General features: G+C 34.9%; 19 protein-coding genes and 4 tRNA genes. 9 read left to right on the top strand and 14 right to left on the bottom strand.

Translation table 11 applies throughout. The annotated features are described in order from the left end of the window. Positions 1-153 precede the first annotated feature (153 nt). The 4 genes from J3T98_RS00115 to J3T98_RS00100 all read left to right on the top strand — a co-directional run bounded on the left by J3T98_RS00115 (position 154) and on the right by J3T98_RS00100 (position 7,749). Complete coding sequence (locus J3T98_RS00115; RefSeq protein ID WP_267361818.1) at positions 154-3,525, top strand: DUF6138 family protein; 3,372 nt, start codon at positions 154-156, stop codon at positions 3,523-3,525. Between the two features lie 251 nt (positions 3,526-3,776). After that, positions 3,777-4,928: a hypothetical protein gene (locus J3T98_RS00110; protein WP_267330167.1), complete on the top strand. Its 1,152-nt coding sequence runs from the start codon at positions 3,777-3,779 to the stop codon at positions 4,926-4,928. Further along, on the top strand, positions 4,928-6,298 hold the full coding sequence (locus J3T98_RS00105; RefSeq protein WP_267361817.1) for a DUF6384 family protein: 1,371 nt from the start codon (positions 4,928-4,930) through the stop codon (positions 6,296-6,298). Before J3T98_RS00110 ends, J3T98_RS00105 begins: the two co-directional genes overlap by 1 nt. After that, positions 6,292-7,749 (top strand): hypothetical protein, encoded by a 1,458-nt coding sequence (locus J3T98_RS00100; protein WP_267361816.1) that lies wholly within the window; start codon positions 6,292-6,294, stop codon positions 7,747-7,749. Before J3T98_RS00105 ends, J3T98_RS00100 begins: the two co-directional genes overlap by 7 nt. Before the next feature lie 62 nt (positions 7,750-7,811). Here the strand turns inward: J3T98_RS00100 and J3T98_RS00095 are convergent. From J3T98_RS00095 to J3T98_RS00080, 4 genes are all read right to left on the bottom strand, one after another. Beyond that, positions 7,812-7,887, bottom strand: a tRNA-Gly gene (locus J3T98_RS00095). Positions 7,888-7,958: 71 nt separating this feature from the next. Next, entirely contained in the window at positions 7,959-8,216 is a 258-nt protein-coding gene (locus J3T98_RS00090) for a DUF1145 domain-containing protein (RefSeq protein ID WP_065563094.1), read from the bottom strand. Then, positions 8,216-8,773: a 16S rRNA (guanine(966)-N(2))-methyltransferase RsmD gene (gene rsmD, locus J3T98_RS00085; protein WP_065563095.1), complete on the bottom strand. Its 558-nt coding sequence runs from the start codon at positions 8,771-8,773 to the stop codon at positions 8,216-8,218. The genes J3T98_RS00090 and rsmD overlap by 1 nt, the downstream gene beginning before the upstream one ends. Positions 8,774-8,786: 13 nt before the next feature. Beyond that, positions 8,787-11,327 carry a penicillin-binding protein 1A gene (locus tag J3T98_RS00080; protein ID WP_220224982.1) on the bottom strand — a complete coding sequence of 847 codons (2,541 nt, stop codon included), beginning with the start codon at positions 11,325-11,327 and terminating at the stop codon, positions 8,787-8,789. A 449-nt stretch (positions 11,328-11,776) separates the two neighbouring features. Between J3T98_RS00080 and J3T98_RS00075 the strand changes: the two genes are divergently transcribed. Continuing rightward, positions 11,777-12,184, top strand: a complete 408-nt coding sequence (locus J3T98_RS00075) for a protein YgfX (RefSeq protein WP_267361815.1) — start codon at positions 11,777-11,779, stop codon at positions 12,182-12,184. Between the two features lie 28 nt (positions 12,185-12,212). Here the strand turns inward: J3T98_RS00075 and tusA are convergent, their stop codons facing one another. The 6 genes from tusA to J3T98_RS00045 form a co-directional block, all read right to left on the bottom strand. Continuing rightward, the gene (gene tusA, locus J3T98_RS00070; RefSeq protein ID WP_267361814.1) at positions 12,213-12,443 is read right to left on the bottom strand and encodes a sulfurtransferase TusA; all 231 of its coding nucleotides are present in this window, start codon (positions 12,441-12,443) and stop codon (positions 12,213-12,215) included. Positions 12,444-12,453: 10 nt separating this feature from the next. Then, positions 12,454-13,260 (bottom strand): Cof-type HAD-IIB family hydrolase, encoded by an 807-nt coding sequence (locus tag J3T98_RS00065; protein ID WP_065563098.1) that lies wholly within the window; start codon positions 13,258-13,260, stop codon positions 12,454-12,456. A 116-nt stretch (positions 13,261-13,376) separates the two neighbouring features. Beyond that, positions 13,377-14,681: a secretin N-terminal domain-containing protein gene (locus J3T98_RS00060; RefSeq protein ID WP_267361813.1), complete on the bottom strand. Its 1,305-nt coding sequence runs from the start codon at positions 14,679-14,681 to the stop codon at positions 13,377-13,379. 29 nt (positions 14,682-14,710) lie between these two features. Further along, the gene (locus J3T98_RS00055) at positions 14,711-15,064 is read right to left on the bottom strand and encodes a hypothetical protein (protein ID WP_065734361.1); all 354 of its coding nucleotides are present in this window, start codon (positions 15,062-15,064) and stop codon (positions 14,711-14,713) included. Beyond that, positions 15,061-15,534: a hypothetical protein gene (locus J3T98_RS00050; RefSeq protein ID WP_267330161.1), complete on the bottom strand. Its 474-nt coding sequence runs from the start codon at positions 15,532-15,534 to the stop codon at positions 15,061-15,063. Before J3T98_RS00050 ends, J3T98_RS00055 begins: the two co-directional genes overlap by 4 nt. Beyond that, positions 15,527-16,432 (bottom strand): PilN domain-containing protein, encoded by a 906-nt coding sequence (locus J3T98_RS00045; RefSeq protein ID WP_267361812.1) that lies wholly within the window; start codon positions 16,430-16,432, stop codon positions 15,527-15,529. The genes J3T98_RS00050 and J3T98_RS00045 overlap by 8 nt, the downstream gene beginning before the upstream one ends. A gap of 194 nt (positions 16,433-16,626) precedes the next feature. On the opposite strand from J3T98_RS00045, the gene J3T98_RS00040 reads away from it, so the two are divergent. From J3T98_RS00040 to J3T98_RS00030, 3 genes are all read left to right on the top strand, one after another. Continuing rightward, a tRNA-Val gene (locus tag J3T98_RS00040) sits at positions 16,627-16,702 on the top strand. 33 nt (positions 16,703-16,735) lie between these two features. Further along, positions 16,736-16,811, top strand: a tRNA-Val gene (locus tag J3T98_RS00035). A 17-nt stretch (positions 16,812-16,828) separates the two neighbouring features. Next, positions 16,829-16,904: transfer RNA gene (locus J3T98_RS00030), tRNA-Lys, on the top strand. 225 nt (positions 16,905-17,129) lie between these two features. Here the strand turns inward: J3T98_RS00030 and J3T98_RS00025 are convergent. Together J3T98_RS00025 and J3T98_RS00020 are read right to left on the bottom strand one after the other, a co-directional pair. Continuing rightward, positions 17,130-17,282 carry a hypothetical protein gene (locus tag J3T98_RS00025; protein WP_267361811.1) on the bottom strand — a complete coding sequence of 51 codons (153 nt, stop codon included), beginning with the start codon at positions 17,280-17,282 and terminating at the stop codon, positions 17,130-17,132. A gap of 83 nt (positions 17,283-17,365) precedes the next feature. Next, the gene (locus J3T98_RS00020; protein ID WP_416380606.1) at positions 17,366-17,989 is read right to left on the bottom strand and encodes a LysE/ArgO family amino acid transporter; all 624 of its coding nucleotides are present in this window, start codon (positions 17,987-17,989) and stop codon (positions 17,366-17,368) included. Positions 17,990-18,135: 146 nt separating this feature from the next. On the opposite strand from J3T98_RS00020, the gene J3T98_RS00015 reads away from it, so the two are divergent. Next, entirely contained in the window at positions 18,136-18,936 is an 801-nt protein-coding gene (locus J3T98_RS00015; RefSeq protein ID WP_267361809.1) for a sulfite exporter TauE/SafE family protein, read from the top strand. A 200-nt stretch (positions 18,937-19,136) separates the two neighbouring features. Here J3T98_RS00015 and J3T98_RS00010 read toward each other — a convergent pair whose 3' ends face one another. Then, complete coding sequence (locus tag J3T98_RS00010) at positions 19,137-20,636, bottom strand: hypothetical protein (RefSeq protein ID WP_267361808.1); 1,500 nt, start codon at positions 20,634-20,636, stop codon at positions 19,137-19,139. A gap of 64 nt (positions 20,637-20,700) precedes the next feature. Continuing rightward, positions 20,701-21,595 (bottom strand): hypothetical protein (locus J3T98_RS00005; protein ID WP_267361807.1); only part of this gene is annotated, 895 nt, incomplete at its 5' end.

Here is a 21,595-nt window from a genome sequence, read left to right as displayed (position 1 = left end):
TAGTAATAAAATTATTCATCTCGGTTTTACTAAATCAACACACACATAATGGTCGTTTTTATAATCAAAATTTTATAAACTAAAAAGTTATATTAATTACTTTTCAATTTATTTATAAGAACTGACATAGAATTATAATTAGGAATATAGGAAATGAAGTATTATCTGGAGTTTAAGGATACATTATCGAATAAATTTTGGTATATCACCCAACAAGACGAATCCCTAACAATCGTATTTGGTAAGATAGGAACAAAAGGACAAACACAAGTTAAAACGTTTTCATCGCCTGCCGATGCGGAAAAAGAAGCCAACAAACTGATCAGATCGAAAATCAAAAAAGGCTATCAGGAAAAAGCGATCCCACCAGCGCTTGAACAATCAACCTGTACAGAAAAAACAATCATCAAAATGCCCGATGCCCCAAAACCGAAAAACCACCCCAAACCCACACCCCCCAAAGATGTGATTGATGACGGTAAAGAAAAACCATGGTTTTACCTCGACGAATGGGTTGGTGAAGGTCAACCTAACCCATTTGATTTTGACGAGTTACGTAAAGTTCCGCCTAAAAAAGTTGCTCCAGTTAAACAACCACCAAAACAAAGTAATACCCCCATTAAAAAAGAGACAGTCACTAAAACACCACAAGAACAAGAATTTGATAACTTAAAAATATTGTTACGAAACTATATAAAGCAAGGTGAGCAATTCGATATCGAAGCAACATTTGAACAATTAAAAGCATTAAGTCCAAATGATCTTAAATTTCAAATTTTTATCAGAGAGATGCTTCAACTCATTTTTTCAAAACTTATGAAGAACATCTCACCTATGCATTTTGATTGCATTACTTATCTTTTGAAAATTAGAGATCCAGAAAATAAATTTGTAGGCATCTTTGCCCAAGGCGTGATGAAATATATTTATGACCACAACAAGACTCACGTCGAATCAATCCATCGTCTGGCTGAACAATATCTTACCGATTATCCGATACAAATGGTGGATAAAATAGTTAACGCATTACAGAGCATTTTTGATACTACTCAGGCAGAAGATGAAAAAAATATTCCAGCTAACAAATTCCCTGAAAATATTTGTGGCTTTAATATCACCTTTGATTATAAAACGCTGGAAATCTATGCTTTATTCAATGAACGAAATTCCAAACGCTATTATTCAGAAAGTATAAATGAGCTAGAATATAATGCGAGTATTTATGGTGTTGAGATAAATAATCAATATTTAGTTCCACTACTTACCGAAAAAATTCAAAAAATGCTGGATGATGGTTTTTTTGGTGATATGACTAGTAAATATTTCAGAATTAGTCTTTGTCAACCGAATAGTATTCTTATCGAAACAGCAATAGAACAAACCTACCGACAAACAAAGATACTTGAGCTTGAAAGCGACCTAAAATATCTGGAGCAATCAGATGAATATGATGTAGATTTGCTAACTGACACGATTGATGAATATTTTGCCTATAATGGCATTATTGATAATTATGATACCGATAGAATTTTAGCATTAATAAAAAAATATCTTTATTCAGGTGAGAAAGAGGCTGAATCGAAAGGACGTTCACTGTTAAGGAAATACGACGATTTTGATTATAACAAATGGCATTTAGTTGATTTACAGTTTGAATGGGCTAATTTTGATTATAGATATGCTTATAACGGTGTTGAATGCTTAGTTGATAAAGGATATGAACCAGCAATTCTACAAAAACAAGCGTGGGATAAACTGGGCATTATTGATAACAAGCCTGATAGCAAGCCAGAAAAAAAAGACGATCCAGACGATCAATCAGAAACCGAACGTTTTTATGATACTTTTACTGAAACTGATGTTTTTTGTGAAACTGACACCATTATCGCCAGAGCCATGCCTACGGGCGGTGAAATTTACTTACGCTTCAAACAAGAAAGTGAACAGGCATATTCAGATGCGCTTGATTATTTAAATGGCTTAATGGCAAAAGGTTATTCAAATATATTTGAGGGGCATTGGCTTCATATTTATTTTGTTGCCAAGCCTGAATACTATTCTGAATTCGCTAAATACGTTGAAGAATATGAAGACTTTGAAGAATTAGAGCTAGGGGCAGGAGGAATAGCTTGTTGTTCACATGTCTTTTTCCGCAAAGCAGCGATGTACGAAAGTTTACATGATAAAATAAGAGAGTTTGTTGACTTAACCATGTATGAATTTGATTGTAGTTTTGATTTACAAGATGAATATAATTCAGTCGCCGGGGCATTTGCTGCTATTGCCCTGGCAATGACGGATGTGAAACATATGGATTTGGCTATTAAATTTGCACTTGAAACCGATGGTGACCATGAATATTTGGCAGGTAATTTTGGTATTGTTCTGGAAAAATATTGGGGTATTACGCCCGAAACTGCGGTTGCGATTGCGCTATTGCAATTAACTCAAGGTCAACATATGTATGAATTATCCAGTCAATTTTATAAAATTCCGCAAAATTTAGCTAGTCTGACGGATTATTACAGAAGTAACGAGCCCAAAAACCCATATTGTAAATTGACTTATTTAGTAGAATATCTTTTTGGTGAACCTAATGATAGTCTTAAAAAGTTAAAAAAATTATTTAATAATGCGACTGATCCGCAAGAAAAACTGATATATGCAGATTTTCATGATTTAGCTTTAGAAGCTCTTAAGGATAAAGGAGAAGTTAGCAGTCAACCAATTTTTTATAACATCTCACCTAAACCAAAAAGCGATTCCGAACCGTTAATCATCGATGAGCAAGATTTTATTGAAAATCCACCTTGTGTCATTACACCATTGCAAGCTAAAAAACGCGGTTTTGATCTCGATGAATTATATACTTATGATTCCCCATGGAGAGCAATTATTTTTGCACCATTAACGATAACGAATCCCTACATTTTCGATGCTATTATCCAATTTTATAAAGTGCAGAATAAAATAAATCCCGACTCTACTATTATTTGGGGTGCAGAACAGGCGTATTGCTTTGGAAAAAAAATAGTGATTGATTTTAGTGGCACCCCCTATCAAGTGGGTATGGGAATTTATGGTAAAAACCAAGCTCAGCTAATTTACGGTGTAATGGATTTTGCTAAGATTGCTGTTGCAATGAACAAACAAGCGCCTGATAAAGAAAAATTACTCGCACTGCGAAAACAACACTATTACTTCGATAGTCCCAAAGGAAGCCCAAATATTGATAAATCCAAGCCCGGTATAATCTATTTGGATGAAGCTTTAAGAGCCGGGATTTATAAGGATGATAATTATCGGGCAATCAAACAGCTTGAAAAAATTACGCCGGATATGGGTGAAGTGTATGATGCCTCACTACTGTTTATGGCATATATGCAGCAGAAAAAACTAGATTATGCCATGGAGAGACTGGAAAGAAAACTCGATACTACTGAACTAAAACAGGTGTACCAAACTGCACAAAAACGCCTGCCACAATATCAAGAATACTGGCAGGAAAAGTTAGCAAAATTATAAAAAAGATGCAAATGAAATTAAAATGGACCTCCTTCTAGGCCTATAGAACTAGGAGGAAGTCAAATCTAGGTATATTCAATAATTTGGATATTATTACCTTGTTCATCTTTAGCTTAGTTTTTTATCACAGTTTAATTAAAATTTATATTTCACAACTAATTAATCCTAATTTGTGATAACTTTTTTAGTGATATATAATCTTTTTAGTTTTCTTAATTAACTAAGGAACAATAGTTAAAGGAATATTAAACATGTCTAGTCAAATAGTTTCATATGTAGATAGAGCAGTACAGTTGTTGAATAAAATCGGCATCATGGTTAAACCTCAGGCTGATGCGCCAATTTTAAAGTTATTGGATAATGTTGCTGAAATTGATAAAAATCGTATTATCGCCATTGCTCACACTTTGCAACAACAAAGCGCATTTAATGAAGTAGTCCGGGAACAAATTGATGGCGTACATGTTTCTGATCGCTATTCTAATATTGTTAAGCATTTTGATAGTATTCGTACCGATATGGAAAAAATGCTTGGTTGGTTAGATGACGGAAAGTTAGATCTTTTGGAAAAAATTAAAATGGGTTGGATGACATTTCAACGTGGTTCTATTCCTGATCGTTTTAGTTTAATAAAAAAAACCTATTTAGATGTTTCAAAAGAAACAAGTAATCAAGTCGAGCGTGAACATATTATTTTAAACGCCTACCAAGATTTCCGTTTTGGACTAAAACAAGCTCAAATCGTTGCTGAAGAAGTACTGCAAATTGCGACAGATCGTCTTGAAGAACGCAAACAAAAATTAACCGACGCTATTGCTCAAGTTGATAATTTTACAGGTGATGATCATGTCGCTCGAGGACGATTAGAACTTGCTAGAGACGAAGCTCTACGCAATGTACAACAAGAAGATAGCCGTTATCAAATCATCTTAGATCTCGCCAATAATTTAACCGTTTCTTATAATTCTGCCGAAGCAGTATTTGCAAGATTGCAACAAACAACCTCCATAAAAGAGCGTGTCTACCAACAAAGTGTAAGCTTTTTTTCAACCAACGAAATTGTATTTACTGCATTAAGCGCTTCTATAACTTCATTGACAGGTTTGAGTGAAAGCACTAAAACACTAGAAGCAATGAAAGATGGTATGAATAAAGGCATTGAAAGTATTGCTACTTCAGCTAATAAGCAACTTGAAGAAGGTTTAAGAGCTGGTTATGGTTCGACGATTAAAGCTGATTCTTTACGTGCATTAGTTGAAGCCATTGTCAATTATCAAGAATCAAGCCAACAATTAATTACAGAGCTAAGAAATGAATCGATTGATAATGCTAAAGAAATCGATCGTATAGTGGAAGATGGAAAACAGCGCTTTAATAATATTATCTTGAAGGTTGATGGTTAATGCAGGATGTTAAACTTAGTGACCAACTAGGTGCAATGGCAATAATTGATGAATTATATCAAAAACAACAATTACTACTTGAGCACCTTGACCGCGAAGGATTACGAGCTAATTTAAAAGAAAACATTAAAACCTTCTATGAAGCCAAAGGTCAAATTGTGGACGATAAAATCGTTGATGAAGGAATCGATCTTTGGTTTGATAATCGGTTACGGTTTGTTGCACCTAAACGTCCTTGGTTTCAACATTTTCTAGTTCGTTGTTATATCAAAAGAAAGTTAATATTTAGCCTTTTTAGCATATTTTTATTTATTTTAGCCTTAATCTTTTTTAATAATTTAATCTATACAAGAGACGTTAGACAAAAAATTGATAGTTACTATAGTCAAATATTAGCGTCGGAAGATTCATTAACAGAATTACGCAACGAGTTTAAGCAAATTGATAAAACTACTGTTCATTATGCGCAGATTCCAGTAAAAAATTTAAAGACCTCAATTTCTAATCTACTTAGCCAGAAAATTATTCCCACAGTCACCAAGCCAACCATTAACGGGGCTTTTATTACAGATGATGAAAATGGTTTAGTTAAACAATTTAAGCAAATTAATGACTCAGTAACCACTAAATTGTCGGATATTAGAACTCAATTAAATATATTAAAAAAATTATTGGAAGATGATAAGCGGCTAGCTAATTTGATAGATGATGATGAGTTTATAAAAACAAGCAAAGAGTATCACGTACTACAAAATGCAGTCGATACCGTTCTTGATAATCTTAATCAAGGACAAAGAGTTATCGATTTCAATCAAATTGAAACACTTTACAATTCCACAGAACGAGCAAAAACCATTATAAATAAAATTCAGATTGATAATCAGAAATTATTAGCCCTAAAAGTTCCGAAGTCGGATATGGTACCTGTTATTGCTTTACAAAGTGATTTACAAGCTGACCTAAAAAATCTCAACTTTGATAAGTTTGAAAATTATCAACAAATGATGTCTTATTATTTCAATCTAGCTCAAACTAATTTGACACTTACTATTGTCGACAAACCTAATTATAAATCAGGAGTTGAGCGCACCCACGAAAAAACGAACGGTAAATCTTGGTATGTGATTGTCACACCAACAACATCATCCGGAATAGCAACACCGCTATGGGTAACCAGTATTGAAACAGGTGAAACGAAACTCGTAGATATGTTTGGTCAGCAGGTTTCTCAAAAAGAATTTAATAAGGTTAAAAGAGATAAAATTGCCGATGGGCATATTGATGAAAATAAATTATGTAAAAAACCCATTGGCCGTCTAGAATTTAACTGTCCTAATACAGTTAAAGCAGGTAGGATTTTAGAGTGGTAAATATGCAATCTAGCAATATTGAACGAAGTATTGAAATAAAACTTCAGGAAATCTTTAGTGCAATCGAGAAAACTAATAACGAGGTGCAAAACTCTCGTCAAAAAATCCTTGATTTGACAAATAAACAAGTAGAGATTTATCAAAAGATAGCGACTATTTATCTATTAGAATCTCCCCAAAATAACGATTTGGAAATTCAGAAAATCATTAAACAGTTAAAGGATTTAAACTGTAATTTAAAAAATAAATCCAGTAATTTAGATCATTTTATTGCTGATTCCCAACAAAAAATGGATGAAACATTATTAAAATTAGATGAATTAACCGCGGAAAAGATTCGGCAACTTGAAAGTGATGCAGATTATCTATCACTATTAAATAATTATAACATTACTAAAGACGAGCTAACCAAAGAAACAAAAAACTTCAAAAGTTCACAACAAGAATTTTCAACCAAGTTGAAACAATATCAACAAAATTACTATTACAATTATTTAATTAATCGTCGCTTTGGAGAGAAAAATTATAAAGCCTTCAAAATATTTCGTTATTTAGACTCATGGGTAGCAAGGTTTATCAATTTTTCAGAAAATTTCAAAAATCATAAAATGCTTAAAGATTTATATAAAGAATCTCAGTTACGGTTTAATAATAAAAAACGAGCATATGAGCAAGCATTAAAAGCAAAAGAGCGGAAAGAGCGCGAGGTTGATACTAACCTAAATTTATCTAAATTGAAAAAAACAATAGCGCTAACTGAGCAAGATTTAGCACATTATAAAAAACAGAAACAAGATACAGAAAATACCTTACAAGAACTTCAAAAAGGCAATAATTCGCAGTTTAAACTAATTTCAAATCAATTAGTTAAACTGTTACAAAAACAATCTTTAAGTCAACTTAATGATTTAACATTACAAACTAAATCAACAGAAGATGATAAATTATTAGAAAAAATTGTCGCGATAAATAAACAAATACTTGATATTGATGCATATCTGGCCTCGTTATTAAAAACGCTTAACGAATTAGACAATGTTTATAATCGTTTTGAACAAACATTCTATTTATTTAGGGAAAACAATATTCCTAGCTCAATTTATGAATATAACATACCATCGTTCAAGCTTAATGATTTATTAGACCAGCTATTTAGCAATCAAATTTTTCCAGAAACAGTTGTTCAAACCCTTTTTGGGTATAGAGCAATAAGGAGAGAATTAAAATCATCTAATCATAATTCAGGATGGTCGCGTGACGATTCATCATCAAGGAGATCTTCTTCTTTCTCTTCATCCTCTTCACGCTCATCATCATCATCTTCCTATTCGAGCTCATCATCCTCTTCGGATTCTTCCTCCTCGTCATCTTATAGTTCATCAAGTGACAGTGGGTTTTCATCCAGCTCATCAACAGGTGGCGGAGGTTTTAAAACGACAGATAGTTTCTAATCAGGACAAAAATAATCGTGTTGGAACTAAGTTAACAGCTAAACTTTGTATAGAGATGAAATTGGAGCGGGAAACGAGGTTCGAACTCGCGACCTCAACCTTGGCAAGGTTGCGCTCTACCAACTGAGCTATTCCCGCATATTGAACGCTTCGAAAGAAGTGGTGAGCATTATACAAAAATATTTATATCTGACAACCTATTTTATTCTTTATTTTTTGTTTTTCCAGCTAAGTGCTTCAAAAACACCAAAAATAAAAAATCTAAGTGCTTTAAATTTATCCTGTTCTTTTTCTTGATTAACCATTGTTGATTGTAATATCCATGCTTGTAATCCATGAATAAGTGTAAAAGCAACCAATCCAATATAAGCGAGAATATTTGCTGGTTTAGGAAACGGATGAACAAGATTAAATAATAAAAATAACCATATAAATAAATAGACTAGTTTACCCAAAAGTATGAACATTATCTCTCTTCTCGTATAAATAAATAGCTATGAACTTGCCCTGCTGTCTTCTCTCGATGCAAATACCAATTTGATGGAATATTAAAATCATGCCCCAGCTCAGATTCGATATAAATATAAGCAGATGGGCTTAGCCAATGGTTATTCTCAAGAAGCTCTAGTGTTTTCTCGATTAAAGAATAATGAAAAGGCGGATCGATAAATACAATATCAAATTGTCTTTGGGCTGGTCTATCAAGCCATTGAAAAGTATCTGTCGAATAAATTTCGACATTATCACATGCAATCAACTGCTTATTTTTCTTAAGCTGATTGGCAACTTGTTTATCTTTCTCTAATAATGTGACATTTTGAGCACCGCGTGATGCGGCTTCAAAACCTAATGATCCACTACCAGAAAAACAATCCAAACAAACACTATTTTGTATAACTGGCATTAGCCAGTTATACAAAGTCTCTTTTACTCTATCTGTGGTTGGTCGCAAGCCTTGTTTATCAAGTACTGACAACTTTCTTCCGCGCCATTTTCCACCAATAATTCTTATAGAACCATTCATATAAAAACCTTACTTAGAATAGTTCTTGCGTATTACCTTGTGAATCCTTCACGCTGGTACCAACTTCTTGCGATCCATAGGTAGTTGGCTCGGTTCCCTTGATAAAGTATTCTGACATCGTTCTCGCTCCAGAACCTGGTAACATACCGGTTCGCTGATCGATAGTAACAGAAATAACATTATCCGGTTTTACATCTTGTTTTTCAGGTACATCTTTAAGAGCAACTTTCATATAGTCAACCCAAATAGGGTTAGCGGTAACTGCACCGGCTTCAGCGCGGAAAGTTCGACCTAAAGCACGTCGGTGGTCATCAAACCCCATCCAGACCGAGGTAACAATGTTACCGCCGAAACCAGAAAACCAAACGTCTTTCGATTGGTTAGTCGTACCCGTTTTACCACCAACATCCTTACGACCTAATGCTTTTACACGCCAAGCAGTACCTTGCCAATCCGAACCGCCAAAAACAATTGTTCTTAGTCCATCTTTCATAATATATGCAATACCACTATCGACGGTGTGTGGTGCATATTTAGGTGTCACATCAGTGGTTTTATTGTCTTTATTAATATTAGGTAAGATTAAATTATCTTCTGTTTTAAGGTTTGCCTCTTCAGGCTCTTCACTACCCGTCTCATTTGATTCGTTTTCAACGTTATCTAACGATACTGAAACAGAATCAAATTTTACCACTTCATCTTTACAGTTATGACAAGCAATCAATGGTTGATGCTGATAAATTACGCCACTATCATTGTCATATTCAATTTTTTCGATTAAGTAAGGCGTAATTAAATACCCACCATTAACAATAACGGAATAAGCACGTGCAACCTGCAATGGCGTAAATGAAGCTGAACCTAAAGCAAGTGATTCATTATGTGATATATTCTCTTTTGGGAATCCAAAACGTTCTAAATACGTGGCAGCATAATCGATACCGATTGCGCGTAATGCACGTACCATCATCACATTTTTAGACATCCCTAAACCAATTCGCATTCTTAATGGACCAGCATAAGTAGGCGGTGAATTTTTTGGACGCCAAGTCACACTACCTGTTGTACGAACGATCGGCGCATCATTAAGTAGCGTCGCCATCGTTAGCCCTTTCTCTAACGTAGCCGTATACACAAATGGTTTTATATTAGAACCTAGTTGACGTAAAGCTTGTGTTGCACGATTAAATTTACTTAAATTGAAATCATAACCACCAACAATCGCCTTAATTGCACCATTATCAGAATCAAGAGAAACCAGTGCAGCGTTAACTGCTGGAATTTGTGCTAAAGCCCAATTCTCACCAGATTTTTTAACCCAAATCAACTGACCTGGTTTTAAAGTATCATTAACCTTTCTCGGCGAGGCACCTTGTTGATTATCACTGATAAATTTTCGCGCCCATTTCATATCTTGAAAGGCAATAGTAATATTACTTTTATCGGATAATACTGCTTTTGCTTCCTTATCAGATGATTCAAGAACCACGGCTGGGCACATCCCGCTATAGCAAATATATTTATGTAAAGCTTCTTGAATTTTCTCGTCACTCAGTGCCGGCTCATTATTTTGCCATAACACTTTTTCAGGCCCACGATAGCCATGTCGCATATCATAATCAATAATATGCTTTTGTATTGATTCTGTTGCTGCCACCTGGTCTGTCTTAGATATGGTGGTATAAACTTTATAACCATCGGTATAAGCGTTCTCACCAAATTTATCGAACATAAACTGTCTTGCCATTTCAGCAACATATGGCGCAGAAAATTCAATTTTTGGCGTATGATAACTTGCATTTAAAGGCTTCTTAGTCGCTTCATCATATTGCGCTTGAGTAATATAATTTTGATCAAGCATACGACCTAAAACCCAATTACGTCTTGTTAATGCTTTTTCTGGGTGGGAAATTGGATTATAGGCAGAAGGCGCATTGGGTAGACCAGCTAGTAGTGCCGCTTCATCGATAGTCAACTGATCTGGCGTTTTACCAAAGAAAGTATATGAAGCAGCAGCCACACCATAAGCACGCGAACCAAAGTTGATCATATTAAGATATAACGCCATTATCTCGTCTTTAGATAATTCTCGCTCCATACGAATTGCAATAATCATCTCTTTTACTTTACGAGAAATACTTTTTTCTGGTGTTAAAAAGAAGTTTTTCGCCACTTGTTGAGTGATAGTACTACCACCTTGTGAAAAGCTCTTATCCTTCAACCCGATATACATAGCACGCACAATACCGATAGGATCAATTCCAAAATGCTCATGGAAACGTGCATCTTCGGTAGCTATAACAGCATTAACGACAATCGGGGGGATTTCATCATATTTTAGAGGAATTCGGCGACGTTCACCAAAAATAGCGATTAGTTCACCATCTTTACTTAATACTTGCATTGGGGTTTGCAAGCGAACATCTTTTAAAGTCGCTACATCTGGCAGATCTTTAGAATAATAACTGTAGCCAGCGATACCTATCACTAAGCCACAAAGTACTAAACCGATTATAAGTTTAAGGCAAAATTTTAATATTTTTAATATTATCACAAATCATTCCTATCCAATTGATTTTAAATCAAAGAAAGATAATAAAACTGTATTAATTGATCTCAATCCATTTTAGCCGATGAGTATACTACTTACTCGAAAAGACTCAAAATAAAAAGCGACGCTAACCCATGCTTAAAAAATTGTTTAAATCCATTAAACAATTATTAACATATTAAATTAAAAAAAGAAATTTACCTTTAATATATTTTCACTTTCATATTCCATTACTTATTAGTTTATAACTTAATTTTTTAGCAGAACTTAATAGATCGGATATTAAATACCACATAGGTTTGCTACAGGTTAAACAACTAATTGATAGGTTCTCAAAAGTTAGTAAATTTTCAAATTATTTTGCGTATTATCTCACAATATTTTTATATTTTTAAATAAAACTGATAAAACGAATAGATAATTGTGATTTTATCAATTTAAACAATATTAATATGTGGAGCACAAAACTTACCCCTTCGTTATTACAATTTTTGAGTGCAACCTGCTTTTATCTTATTTTGATTATTCTTTGCTTATTGCAATTAGCGCATACTTCATTAAATAGTTATACTTTTGTTTTAATATTAATCTTAATAATCGAATGGTGGCGTAGTATTTGCTATTTCAAAACTATAAAAGGTGAATTTGCGCTATTTGAATATATATACCAAATTTATTGGTACAAACAGCGTTGGTATTTAACGCGAAAACCACTACTACTACGTTATATAATCATTATTAATTTAAAATCACGGCGAAATGGTAAAAGAAGAACTCTTTTTTTAATGATTGATAACCTTGCGCCTAATGACTGGCGCACACTTCGTTATCATTTCAAAAAAATTGATTTATCAAAATAGGTAATAAAAGATAGCTTAACACACTATATTAATGTGATTTTTTAATCCAATATTCAAATGGTATGGATTCAACTTGTGAGTAAACTAATTGGTGATCCATATGCCGGCAAAAGCTGGGGATATCACGCGTTGTGGCCAAATCATCAGCAACAACGTGCAGTATTTGACCAACAGCTAATTCCCTAATCGCTTTACGCACTAGCATAATCGGCTCAGGACAACGCAAACCTAATGTATTTAATTCTTTATCAATAATCATAATTAATAGATTAAAGTAAAAGATTAGCTAAATAATGGGGAACAGCATCATCAGCATTAGATCCAATAACTTCCAACTCAGGAAGCAGTGCTTTAAGTTCAGGACTCGCATCTTGCATAATACAGCCCTTACCTGCCATTTTTAACATCTCGTAATCATTCATACCATCACCAAAAGCGATGCTGTCTTTAAGTTGATAGCCCAAGCTTTCAACCACTAACTTTAATGCACTGCCTTTAGTCACATTTTCCGCCATAACTTCAAGACAGTTTGGCGTTGAAAACGCGATGCTAACTTTATTACCATATTGCTTTTCAATTTTGTCCTTCAACTCCACCAAATAATGGTTATGGCTAATATCAGAGGTGGTAAAATAAATTTTGGCAATATCACTGGTATCAAAATTAGTTGGATCAAAAAATTGATATTTAAATTTTGTATCAACAAAAAAGCTAAGCGAATAGGCATCAGGTTTATTAATTAGCCAATCATCGCCACGGTAAACATGGGTATAAATATATGGACTGTCTTTACAAATTACCGCCAACTCTTTAGCTAAATTAGGATCAAAACTACGGCTAAATACTAAATTACCATTACTATCGTGAACTCTTGCCCCATTTGATGTAATCATAAAAGCATCGATTTCCATATTTTCACGCATTTGAGTAACATCAATATGGTGTCGGCCTGTCGCAAAAGCAAAATGAATACCCATTTCCCGTAATGCCTGAAGAATTTTTTTTGTAAACGGCGATAAACTATGTTCGGTATTTAACAAAGTACCATCTAGATCAGAAGCAACAAAATGAAACATGATATTCTCAACTTTTATAATAATTGGTGATTAGAATAACGACACTTTGCAGAGAATCAACTAACTCAATACAAAGTCATAAATTATGGTAGAGTATGATACAACTCCATCGCTATTTACTCAACTAATTGCGGAGTAATAAAAATCACTAATTCCCTTTTTTGATTTTTTTTAGCATTATATTTAAAGGCATTCCCAATAATTGGCACTTGAGCAAGACCAGGTACTTTCTTTTTCCCATTACTATTAACTTGCTGAAAAATTCCACCCAAAACCACCGTTTCACCATCTTTAACTTTCACTTGAGTTTTAATTTCTTGCGTTTCAATGGCTAAAGCTTCTCCCCCATCACGGCGCTTAATCGAACGACCCGTAGTATTTTGTGTGATATATAAATCCAAAATCATTTGTTTATCAGCAACAATTTTAGGCGTAACTTCTAAACCTAATACCGCTTGTTTAAATTCAATGGATGTCGAACCATTTCCCCCCGTTGACACTTCGTACGGAATCTCTGTTCCCTGCTTAATCGATGCCATATTTTGATTTGCAGTTAATAAATTCGGACTAGCAATAATTTCTAACTGATTTTCTGATTCTAATGCTGAAAGTTCCAAATTCAACAAACTACCAGAAAGTTTAGCTAAATTAAAACCCGCAGAAGAAGAAGGATTAACGACCCCAAGGTCAACATCCAGCTGATTAAAAAATTGTGAGGATTTACCCAAATATCCCCATTTAATCCCTAACTCCTCCATACTCTCATCACTCATAGTGACAATATGGGCCGAGATATGGACTTGTGGAATGGGTTGATCCAAAGCCTTAACTAACTTCTTAATATCCGCAAATTGTTTGGTCATATCAGTAATAAGCACTGAATTGGTTCGCTTATCAACTATCGCCTTTCCGCGTTCAGATAATAATCCTTGTTGCTGGATGGTCTCTACTAAATTATTAGGATCGCCATGTTTAATCGGAATGGTTAACAAAGTTAACGGCTGATTTAACTCCTGTTCCTTTTGCTCTAATAACTCTCTTTGCGCAAGCACCTCCGGCTCAATAGATTTTGAGACAAACAAAATATTGTCCTCAATTTCGGCCTGTAAATTTGCTGAATTTAACACCACTTTTAAAGCTTTTTGCCAATCAACATTCTTAAGTTTGAGGGTTTGTTTAGTTGATATATCATCTATCATCACTAAATTCATCTGCTTATTATCAGCCAGCGCTTGCAAAATAATTGCGACATCCGTTTGATAAAAATTCATTGAAATAAGATCATTTGATTCTTTTTGTGCTGAAATGGAAGGCTCAGCCAAACATGGAATTGATAAAAGCATAAGCAAAATCGTCAATTGCCTTAAATTCTTTGCTAATTGACGAACTAATTGACTAAATAGTTGGCTGGCTTGATTCATTAATTACAACCTCAAATATCGATCTCATCTTATTTAGTTAACGGCATTGTCCAAAGCACTTTATCGTTACAATACTCTGGTAAACTTGCTTGCCATAAAATTTTATCGCTTAACACAGCTTCAATTTCCCAAGGAAACAAAACATGAGGAACATTATTATCAGTAATAGCTAACCAATCATTATCTGACGAAAGCCATAATTGCTGATAATTAACGCGTTGAATAGATCCTCTAAACTGCCAAGCCTGAATCTGCATATTTAAAAGATCAGTTTGTTCTTGGCAACCTAGCTCGATCTTTTGCAAAAAAGGATCGCGATGACCATCAGCATTCACTGTGAAACAGCACATCATCAATGCAAAAACAAATAAATAGCGACTCATTGCATACCCTTCTTAAACAACAAACTAAATCTAATCCGCAAATAATTATCTTGCTTACCGATTGATAACTGTTGAAAGTTCAAATAGTAGAAATTTTCGTTAAAATCGCCAATAAATTTCATAAAATCAAAAAATTGCCCATTTAATTCAACATCCCAATAAGTTGCTGAATCATTTTGTTCCAGTTTGAACGACATCAACTTCAAATGATGACGATCAATAGCGTTAGCAAGTTCATGCTCGGTTATCAAAGTTAGCGAACTATTTTTAGCGGCATGATAACGTTCAATTCTTGCTTGAAGCATTTCAATTTCAACTTGCTTTTCTTGATACAATGCCATTTGCTGATCAGCTTGTTGCTTTAAATCCTGAATAAAAAATTGATAACCAATAAAAAACAGTGTTAACGGTAATAAAATACAAACTAAGTATTGTTGCCAAATCGGCCTCTCTAGAAAGTCGTTATTCATTCAACTCAATATCCATTTGAAACAACAAACTATCCTGACTTTTCTCGATATTTTTTACCTGACTTTTCGTCACATTTGCAGAAAGTTGCTGATTAAAATTGATAATATCCACATAATTGACACTACGACCGGTAATTTTAATTTTTTCAGGCTCATATTCGTACAGATTTAACCAAATCGTTGCTGGTAGTTTGTTAGAAAGCATTTGTAGCGACTGTTGGATCTGTTTTTGACTTGGTGAAGGATTAGGAATATAAGATTCAGCCAACAACTCTTGTTGCAACACTTGTTGAGCAGATAATTGTTGAGAATAGTGTTCGATATCTGACTGCGTGTTCATCAAAAGATAAAAAAAATAACAGGTCAACCCCCCGATAAAATTAATAACAAAAAGAAGTAACTTGAATTGGTGCTGTTTTGCCTTTTGTTTTCGCCATGGTAGAAAGTTAAATGAACTATTTTCAAAATGACTACCAACGAATGACAAAGTAACTCCATATTTTTGGAACAAATCTAACCAGCCATTAACCGTTTTACGCTCACAAATAGCAATCATTAATGTTTTAGGTGAAATGGATACATAATCAAAAAAAAGCTGATTGCCAGATTGTTGGAAAAGTTTATATAGGGATGCTTCAACATAACTAGTCAATTCGCTTACAGTCAGTTTAACATCGGGATAAGTGGTTTTTTGATACTGTACAAAATCATCACTTAAATTTAATTCAATTGACGTTAATCTTGGTAGTTTTAGATTATGCATAAACTGATCGATATCAGCCAAATCTTGATAAACGATAAAATCCTCATTCACCTTCCCGCTTGATTCGACTAACTGATAGTGCAGTTTTGTGGGTTCGATATAAATTACTACGCGACTTTTATTAAAAACCATCATACTAAATAGATTGAAAAACAATATCGCCCAATCTTAATCACAATTATCAAGATTCAAACCTACAAAATCCATTTTTGCGAAGTATCATCCAAAAAATGACTAAAATTACACCGAACAGGGCTAAATTTTAGGAAAAGTAAAAAAAAAGGTTGACTGAAATAAGACACGCCTTATAATGCACATCCACACGGTAAGGGTGATTAGCTCAGTTGGGAGAGCACCTCCCTTACAAGGAGGGGGTCACTGGTTCGAACCCGGTATCACCCACCAATTCTTACCGTGAAGTTTTCGAAAGAAACATTGGGGTGATTAGCTCAGTTGGGAGAGCACCTCCCTTACAAGGAGGGGGTCACTGGTTCGAACCCGGTATCACCCACCACTTACTACTTATTTTATGGGTTGTTAGCTCAGTCGGTAGAGCAGCGGACTTTTAATCCGTTTGTCGAGCGTTCGAATCGCTCACGACCCACCATTTTTTCTCTCTTGTCAAAACATCATTAATTAGACGCATCGTTCAATATATTTATTATTTACCTCAAAAAATTTCGCTCAAGTGTCCCTTTAAAAGAAAAATAAAAGAAATAAGTGAGAACTCTTAATTAAAGATAAAATTGATAGAGAAAATGATGTAACGCAAAACAGCTATTGCCCTTAGGCAATAGCATTGAATAAAACGACATTAAAAAGGTCCAAACGACTAACGGGTTACTCCATAACCTAACGGATAGAGCGCTTTCATACTGTTTGGTAAATCAGAAGATTGTTTGATAACACTATCCATTGAATCTGGTAATGCAATTGGCAATTTAGCATTATAAGGTTTGCTACCAAATAAACGTTTAAATAGCACCTAATCTTTAACGCCAAAATTTGCAACGATAGCAATGAGAAAAAACAAACAGATTAAAAAAGTGTAACGCCAAAAGCGTCACATTATTGACCACAAATCACATAAAAAATAAGTCGATAAGCAATATAAAACATCACCAGCCCAACAACCGAATCCAATATGACCCACATTCTTTTTTGCCTAAATAGAGGCGTAAGCAACCTAGCGCCATACCCAATACCAAAAAACCAAATAAATGACACACAAACTGCACCAATTAAAAACGCCCATTTTTGCTCAGTAGAAAACGTACCGGCAATCCCACCAACAATTACCACTGTATCCAAATAAACATGAGGATTAAGTAAAGTCACCGCAATTGTCGACAAAATCACTTTTGTTAAAGAACTTTTTCGTTGCTCGGCAGAATCAACCTGCATACTGCTATCACCTCTCACTGCGCTTTTAAATGCATTAAATCCATACCAAAGCAAAAACAATGCACCAAAGATGGCTAATGAATTAGTAATTATAGGATAACGACTAATAAAAGCCCCCACGCCCCATATACCAATAGTCATCAAAGCGAAATCACAAAAAAAACAGATAGCAGCAACAAAAAAGATATGATTTTTTAACAACCCTTGCTTAAGCACAAACAAATTTTGCGCGCCAATAGCAATAATTAAACTCGCTGAAATCATCGCGCCACGTAAAATATCGGTCAGCATTAAACCTAAAATCCTTAATCAACGAAAAGTAAGCATTATACAAAAAGAACAAAAAATTTTGTATCAAAACCAAGAATTATTACGCACTTATAAAAAACAGTTATAATTATCCCCCTGAATAAAAAAATAAAAAAGTACAAGAAATGGTTGTCGAATTTATAATCTTCTTAATGATAGGCGCATTTGCGGGATTGCTAGCAGGTATATTTGGCGTGGGTGGTGGATCGTTAATTGTACCTGCATTAATTATAGTACTTAATCACTTTAATCATGGTGGAGAATGGATAAACCACATCGCCGTCGCCTCATCGCTTGCCACCATTATTGGCACCAGCTTATCATCAAGTTGGGTTCAGAATAAAAATCATAATATCCAATGGTCGATTCTAAAAAAGATGGTGCTAGGATGCATGATTGGCACGATGGGCGGATCGTATATGACACCTTATATTCCCGGTGTTTGGTTAAAATGGATTTTTATCGTTTTTCTTATCTACACCGGAAGTAAATTTATTCTCAAAAGCACCAATGTCGCCCAAAATCGAAGCGCTGTATCATTTCATGACACGATTTATATCATTATTGGTGGACTAATTGGCGTGTTTGCTGCCCTAGTTGGTGTCGGTGGGGGTGTATTGGTGGTTCCTTTCTTAAAAAAATGCGGGGTAGATATACGTAAAGCGATTGGCACCTCTGCAGCATTTACCTTACCGGTAGCGCTTGGCGGAACGATTGGCTACATTATTGCAGGATGGAATATTGAAGAATTACCAGAATATAGTTTAGGCTTTGTCTATCTACCAGCAGTAATATCCATTATGATCACCAGTATACCCATGGCAAAAATGGGTGTTCAAATTGCACAACGATTATCGATAAATAAATTGGTAAAATACTTTGGTATCTTTTTATTGCTAATAGCTATAAAGCTTATAATTTCGTGATTTGAAGCTTCAAAAACCCCGCTCCTCAACTTTTTTTAAAAATAAGGCAAAAATAAACCCGCCTAAGCGGGTGATTCAAGCGTCGATAAGCCACAAAATCCTTTTTATCGCGTTGGTTGTGACTTCAAGTCTGCTATCAATTAATAACCTTTTTTCTATCCCAACTCCCTTACCCTAAGAATTAGGATGAAAAATAATAGTTAAGGTGTAACACAAAGCATAAGGGACGTTCCATTAAAAGCATTAGGTCTTGCAACGCCTGAGCTTGGAAATACTTGAATTCCTTGTTCACCATACTTGTTACGTGCCCAATAAGTGAAATAGAAAAAGTTGGCTCCGGAGTAATGTTGCATATAGCCCCACTCAGTAAAAAAACCAGCACCAATTCGTCGCTGAAAATAATTACCTGATGATGAAGGTTTAGCACCGAAGCCATTAAAATTTGAATTAGTTAAATCGCTCATCATCGGAACTTTATAATTTCCTATTTGTTTACACCACGACAATGTCCATTCCCTAGTATTAACCCCATCACCGTTATTAACAAACCACTTATTTAACACAAAACCATACTTAACAACTTCGTTACCTCGACTGTCACGACCAATTAACTCGAAGGTCTGGGGTAAAGTCGGCTTAGCTATACGATTAGGATTCTTAGAATGCCATTGAGATGATGGAATTGCTGGACCGGTTAATGTAACACGTACAGTGGTATTGTTTAAATAGTACATATTCACGGTTATACCCTCTCGTGAAACAGGCGCCCATGACAGCGGACCCACACCACCAATATCCAAGTCAAAGTACAAACCATGAGCACCCGTTGTAGGAAAATTTAAGTTATAAGATGATGGAGATGTTGACTGAATCCGAAAACCTTTATTACTGTCCCACAACCAATCTGGACCATTGTATTCTCTTCTTTCATGAACCACATCTGGCTTAACAAAACAAATCGCTGGCGGTAAATTAGGTTTAACATAATATGTTACATTTCCAGCACCATAGAAACGGCTATTCGGAACACCATAACGTGAACTCAATGTACTGAATGTATTACTTAATACAATTCGGTAGGGTGCATTACAAATATCCAGTACAGTATAACGTGAAACAGGTTGGTCGTTTTTATCAAAAATAGATAAATTTAAACTGCCTGTCGCAGAAATATCACCATCACCATCATCATCGCCCCAATAATTATATGGCCAACCGATAACTGTACTGAGCTCAACTGAATTGGTATTAGTTGGCACAAACATACTAATATCTGCAAAACTTTGGCCTACTATCGGTAGTACTATTGGAAAATTTGATGAATTATTCGTTGACGGGGTATATCTCATTCCATTTGATAAAGTAATCCCTAGCAAACCGTCGGTATTAATTGCACGTGTGCGACCGCCATCAAATGTTAAATACGGAACATTACCATTAACAACATTTGATGTTTTAGATGTTAACGCATGGCCAGGAAAAGGATGAAAAGTAACCACCATTAACACTAAAAAGATTTGCCGGGATAATTTGGAACCACGAAATAAGCATTGAAAAGCACTTCGCAATGAGCGGCAAAGCGTTCTTAAATTTTCGTGGATGAATAAACTGAAATGGAAAAATAAGCGTTGAATGCTTAAATTAAATAAATTTAAATAATAAATTGACCTGTGTTGTCGATATTTGAGATTATAATGCATAGTTGGCATCCTTGCTGATTAATATTCCGATTTATATATTTTTTATGCTTACTCATTAATGTAACTAAGGTGAAACGCAAAGCCCGTATTGAGTGTAGTAGTTAAACCAACCCACAGCACCGTTGGATGCAGACACGACAAAATGGTCTCTATCAATAGGGTCATTTGTCCAGTAAAAGCTGAAAGTGAAATTGGCGTTGGCGTAGTTGGACACAGTTCCCCACTCGGTAAAAAAGCCTGCACCAATCTGACGCTGGTAATGATTCCCAGATGATGAGGGCGTAGCACTAGTTATTGTTTCTCCTTTTGCTGAACGAATAGCATTAGTTAAATCTTTCATCTTAACCATCCGATAACCAAAGCTATTACACCAGGATAAGGTTTCAGGATAAGTATCACGATTATCGCCACGATGAACGAACCACTGTTTTAACTCAAATCCATACTTAACGGCTTCATTTCCTTGACTATCTCGTCCGACTAACTCGAAAGTCTGAGGTAAAGTAGGTATAGCAATACTACCTGGGGGATTAGATGCCCATTGGGATGAACTCGCAACTGGACCGGTTAAGGTAACTCGTACACTTGTAGCGGTAGAATTAGTCATTGTTGCGGTGATACCCCCCTTAGAGACTGGAGACCAAGACAATGGTTGATCACTACCGATAATGTCTAAATCAAAGTATAAGTTGTTAGCACCAGTAGTCGGAAAATTTTGACCATAAAATAACGGGGAAAGTGTTTGAGTAAGAAACCCTTTACCTGGGTTCCAAATCGAAGCTGGACCACGGAAGTCTATATCATAACCGTTCTCATTAATATCACCTAATTCTAAATTAGGTCTGGAAAAACAAACCTCTGGTGCAACCTTAGCATTTATATAATAGGTCACATTTCCAGCGCTAAAACTACGACTATTAGGTATGCCATAACGTGTGGTTAAGCTACCTTCAGTACTA

The organism is Gilliamella sp. B2772 (assembly GCF_026536985.1).
Taxonomy (GTDB): domain Bacteria; phylum Pseudomonadota; class Gammaproteobacteria; order Enterobacterales; family Orbaceae; genus Gilliamella; species Gilliamella apicola_E.
Note: the sequence above shows the minus strand (reverse complement) of the source record. Positions and strands in the feature narration are given on the sequence as shown.

Bases quoted from the DNA above. Each gene is read 5' to 3' on its own strand.
- J3T98_RS00110 (WP_267330167.1), top strand. From the start codon at position 3,777: ATGTCTAGTCAAATAGTTTCATATGTAGATAGAGCAGTACAGTTGTTG.
- J3T98_RS00065 (WP_065563098.1), bottom strand. From the start codon at position 13,260: ATGTTTCATTTTGTTGCTTCTGATCTAGATGGTACTTTGTTAAATACC.
- J3T98_RS00010 (WP_267361808.1), bottom strand. From the start codon at position 20,636: ATGCATTATAATCTCAAATATCGACAACACAGGTCAATTTATTATTTA.
- rsmD (WP_065563095.1), bottom strand. From the start codon at position 8,773: ATGAATGGTTCTATAAGAATTATTGGTGGAAAATGGCGCGGAAGAAAG.
- J3T98_RS00015 (WP_267361809.1), top strand. From the start codon at position 18,136: ATGGTTGTCGAATTTATAATCTTCTTAATGATAGGCGCATTTGCGGGA.
- J3T98_RS00055 (WP_065734361.1), bottom strand. From the start codon at position 15,064: ATGAGTCGCTATTTATTTGTTTTTGCATTGATGATGTGCTGTTTCACA.
- J3T98_RS00060 (WP_267361813.1), bottom strand. From the start codon at position 14,681: ATGAATCAAGCCAGCCAACTATTTAGTCAATTAGTTCGTCAATTAGCA.
- J3T98_RS00045 (WP_267361812.1), bottom strand. From the start codon at position 16,432: ATGATGGTTTTTAATAAAAGTCGCGTAGTAATTTATATCGAACCCACA.
- tusA (WP_267361814.1), bottom strand. From the start codon at position 12,443: ATGATTATTGATAAAGAATTAAATACATTAGGTTTGCGTTGTCCTGAG.
- J3T98_RS00090 (WP_065563094.1), bottom strand. From the start codon at position 8,216: ATGTTCATACTTTTGGGTAAACTAGTCTATTTATTTATATGGTTATTT.
- J3T98_RS00075 (WP_267361815.1), top strand. From the start codon at position 11,777: ATGTGGAGCACAAAACTTACCCCTTCGTTATTACAATTTTTGAGTGCA.
- J3T98_RS00105 (WP_267361817.1), top strand. From the start codon at position 4,928: ATGCAGGATGTTAAACTTAGTGACCAACTAGGTGCAATGGCAATAATT.
- J3T98_RS00115 (WP_267361818.1), top strand. From the start codon at position 154: ATGAAGTATTATCTGGAGTTTAAGGATACATTATCGAATAAATTTTGG.
- J3T98_RS00050 (WP_267330161.1), bottom strand. From the start codon at position 15,534: ATGAATAACGACTTTCTAGAGAGGCCGATTTGGCAACAATACTTAGTT.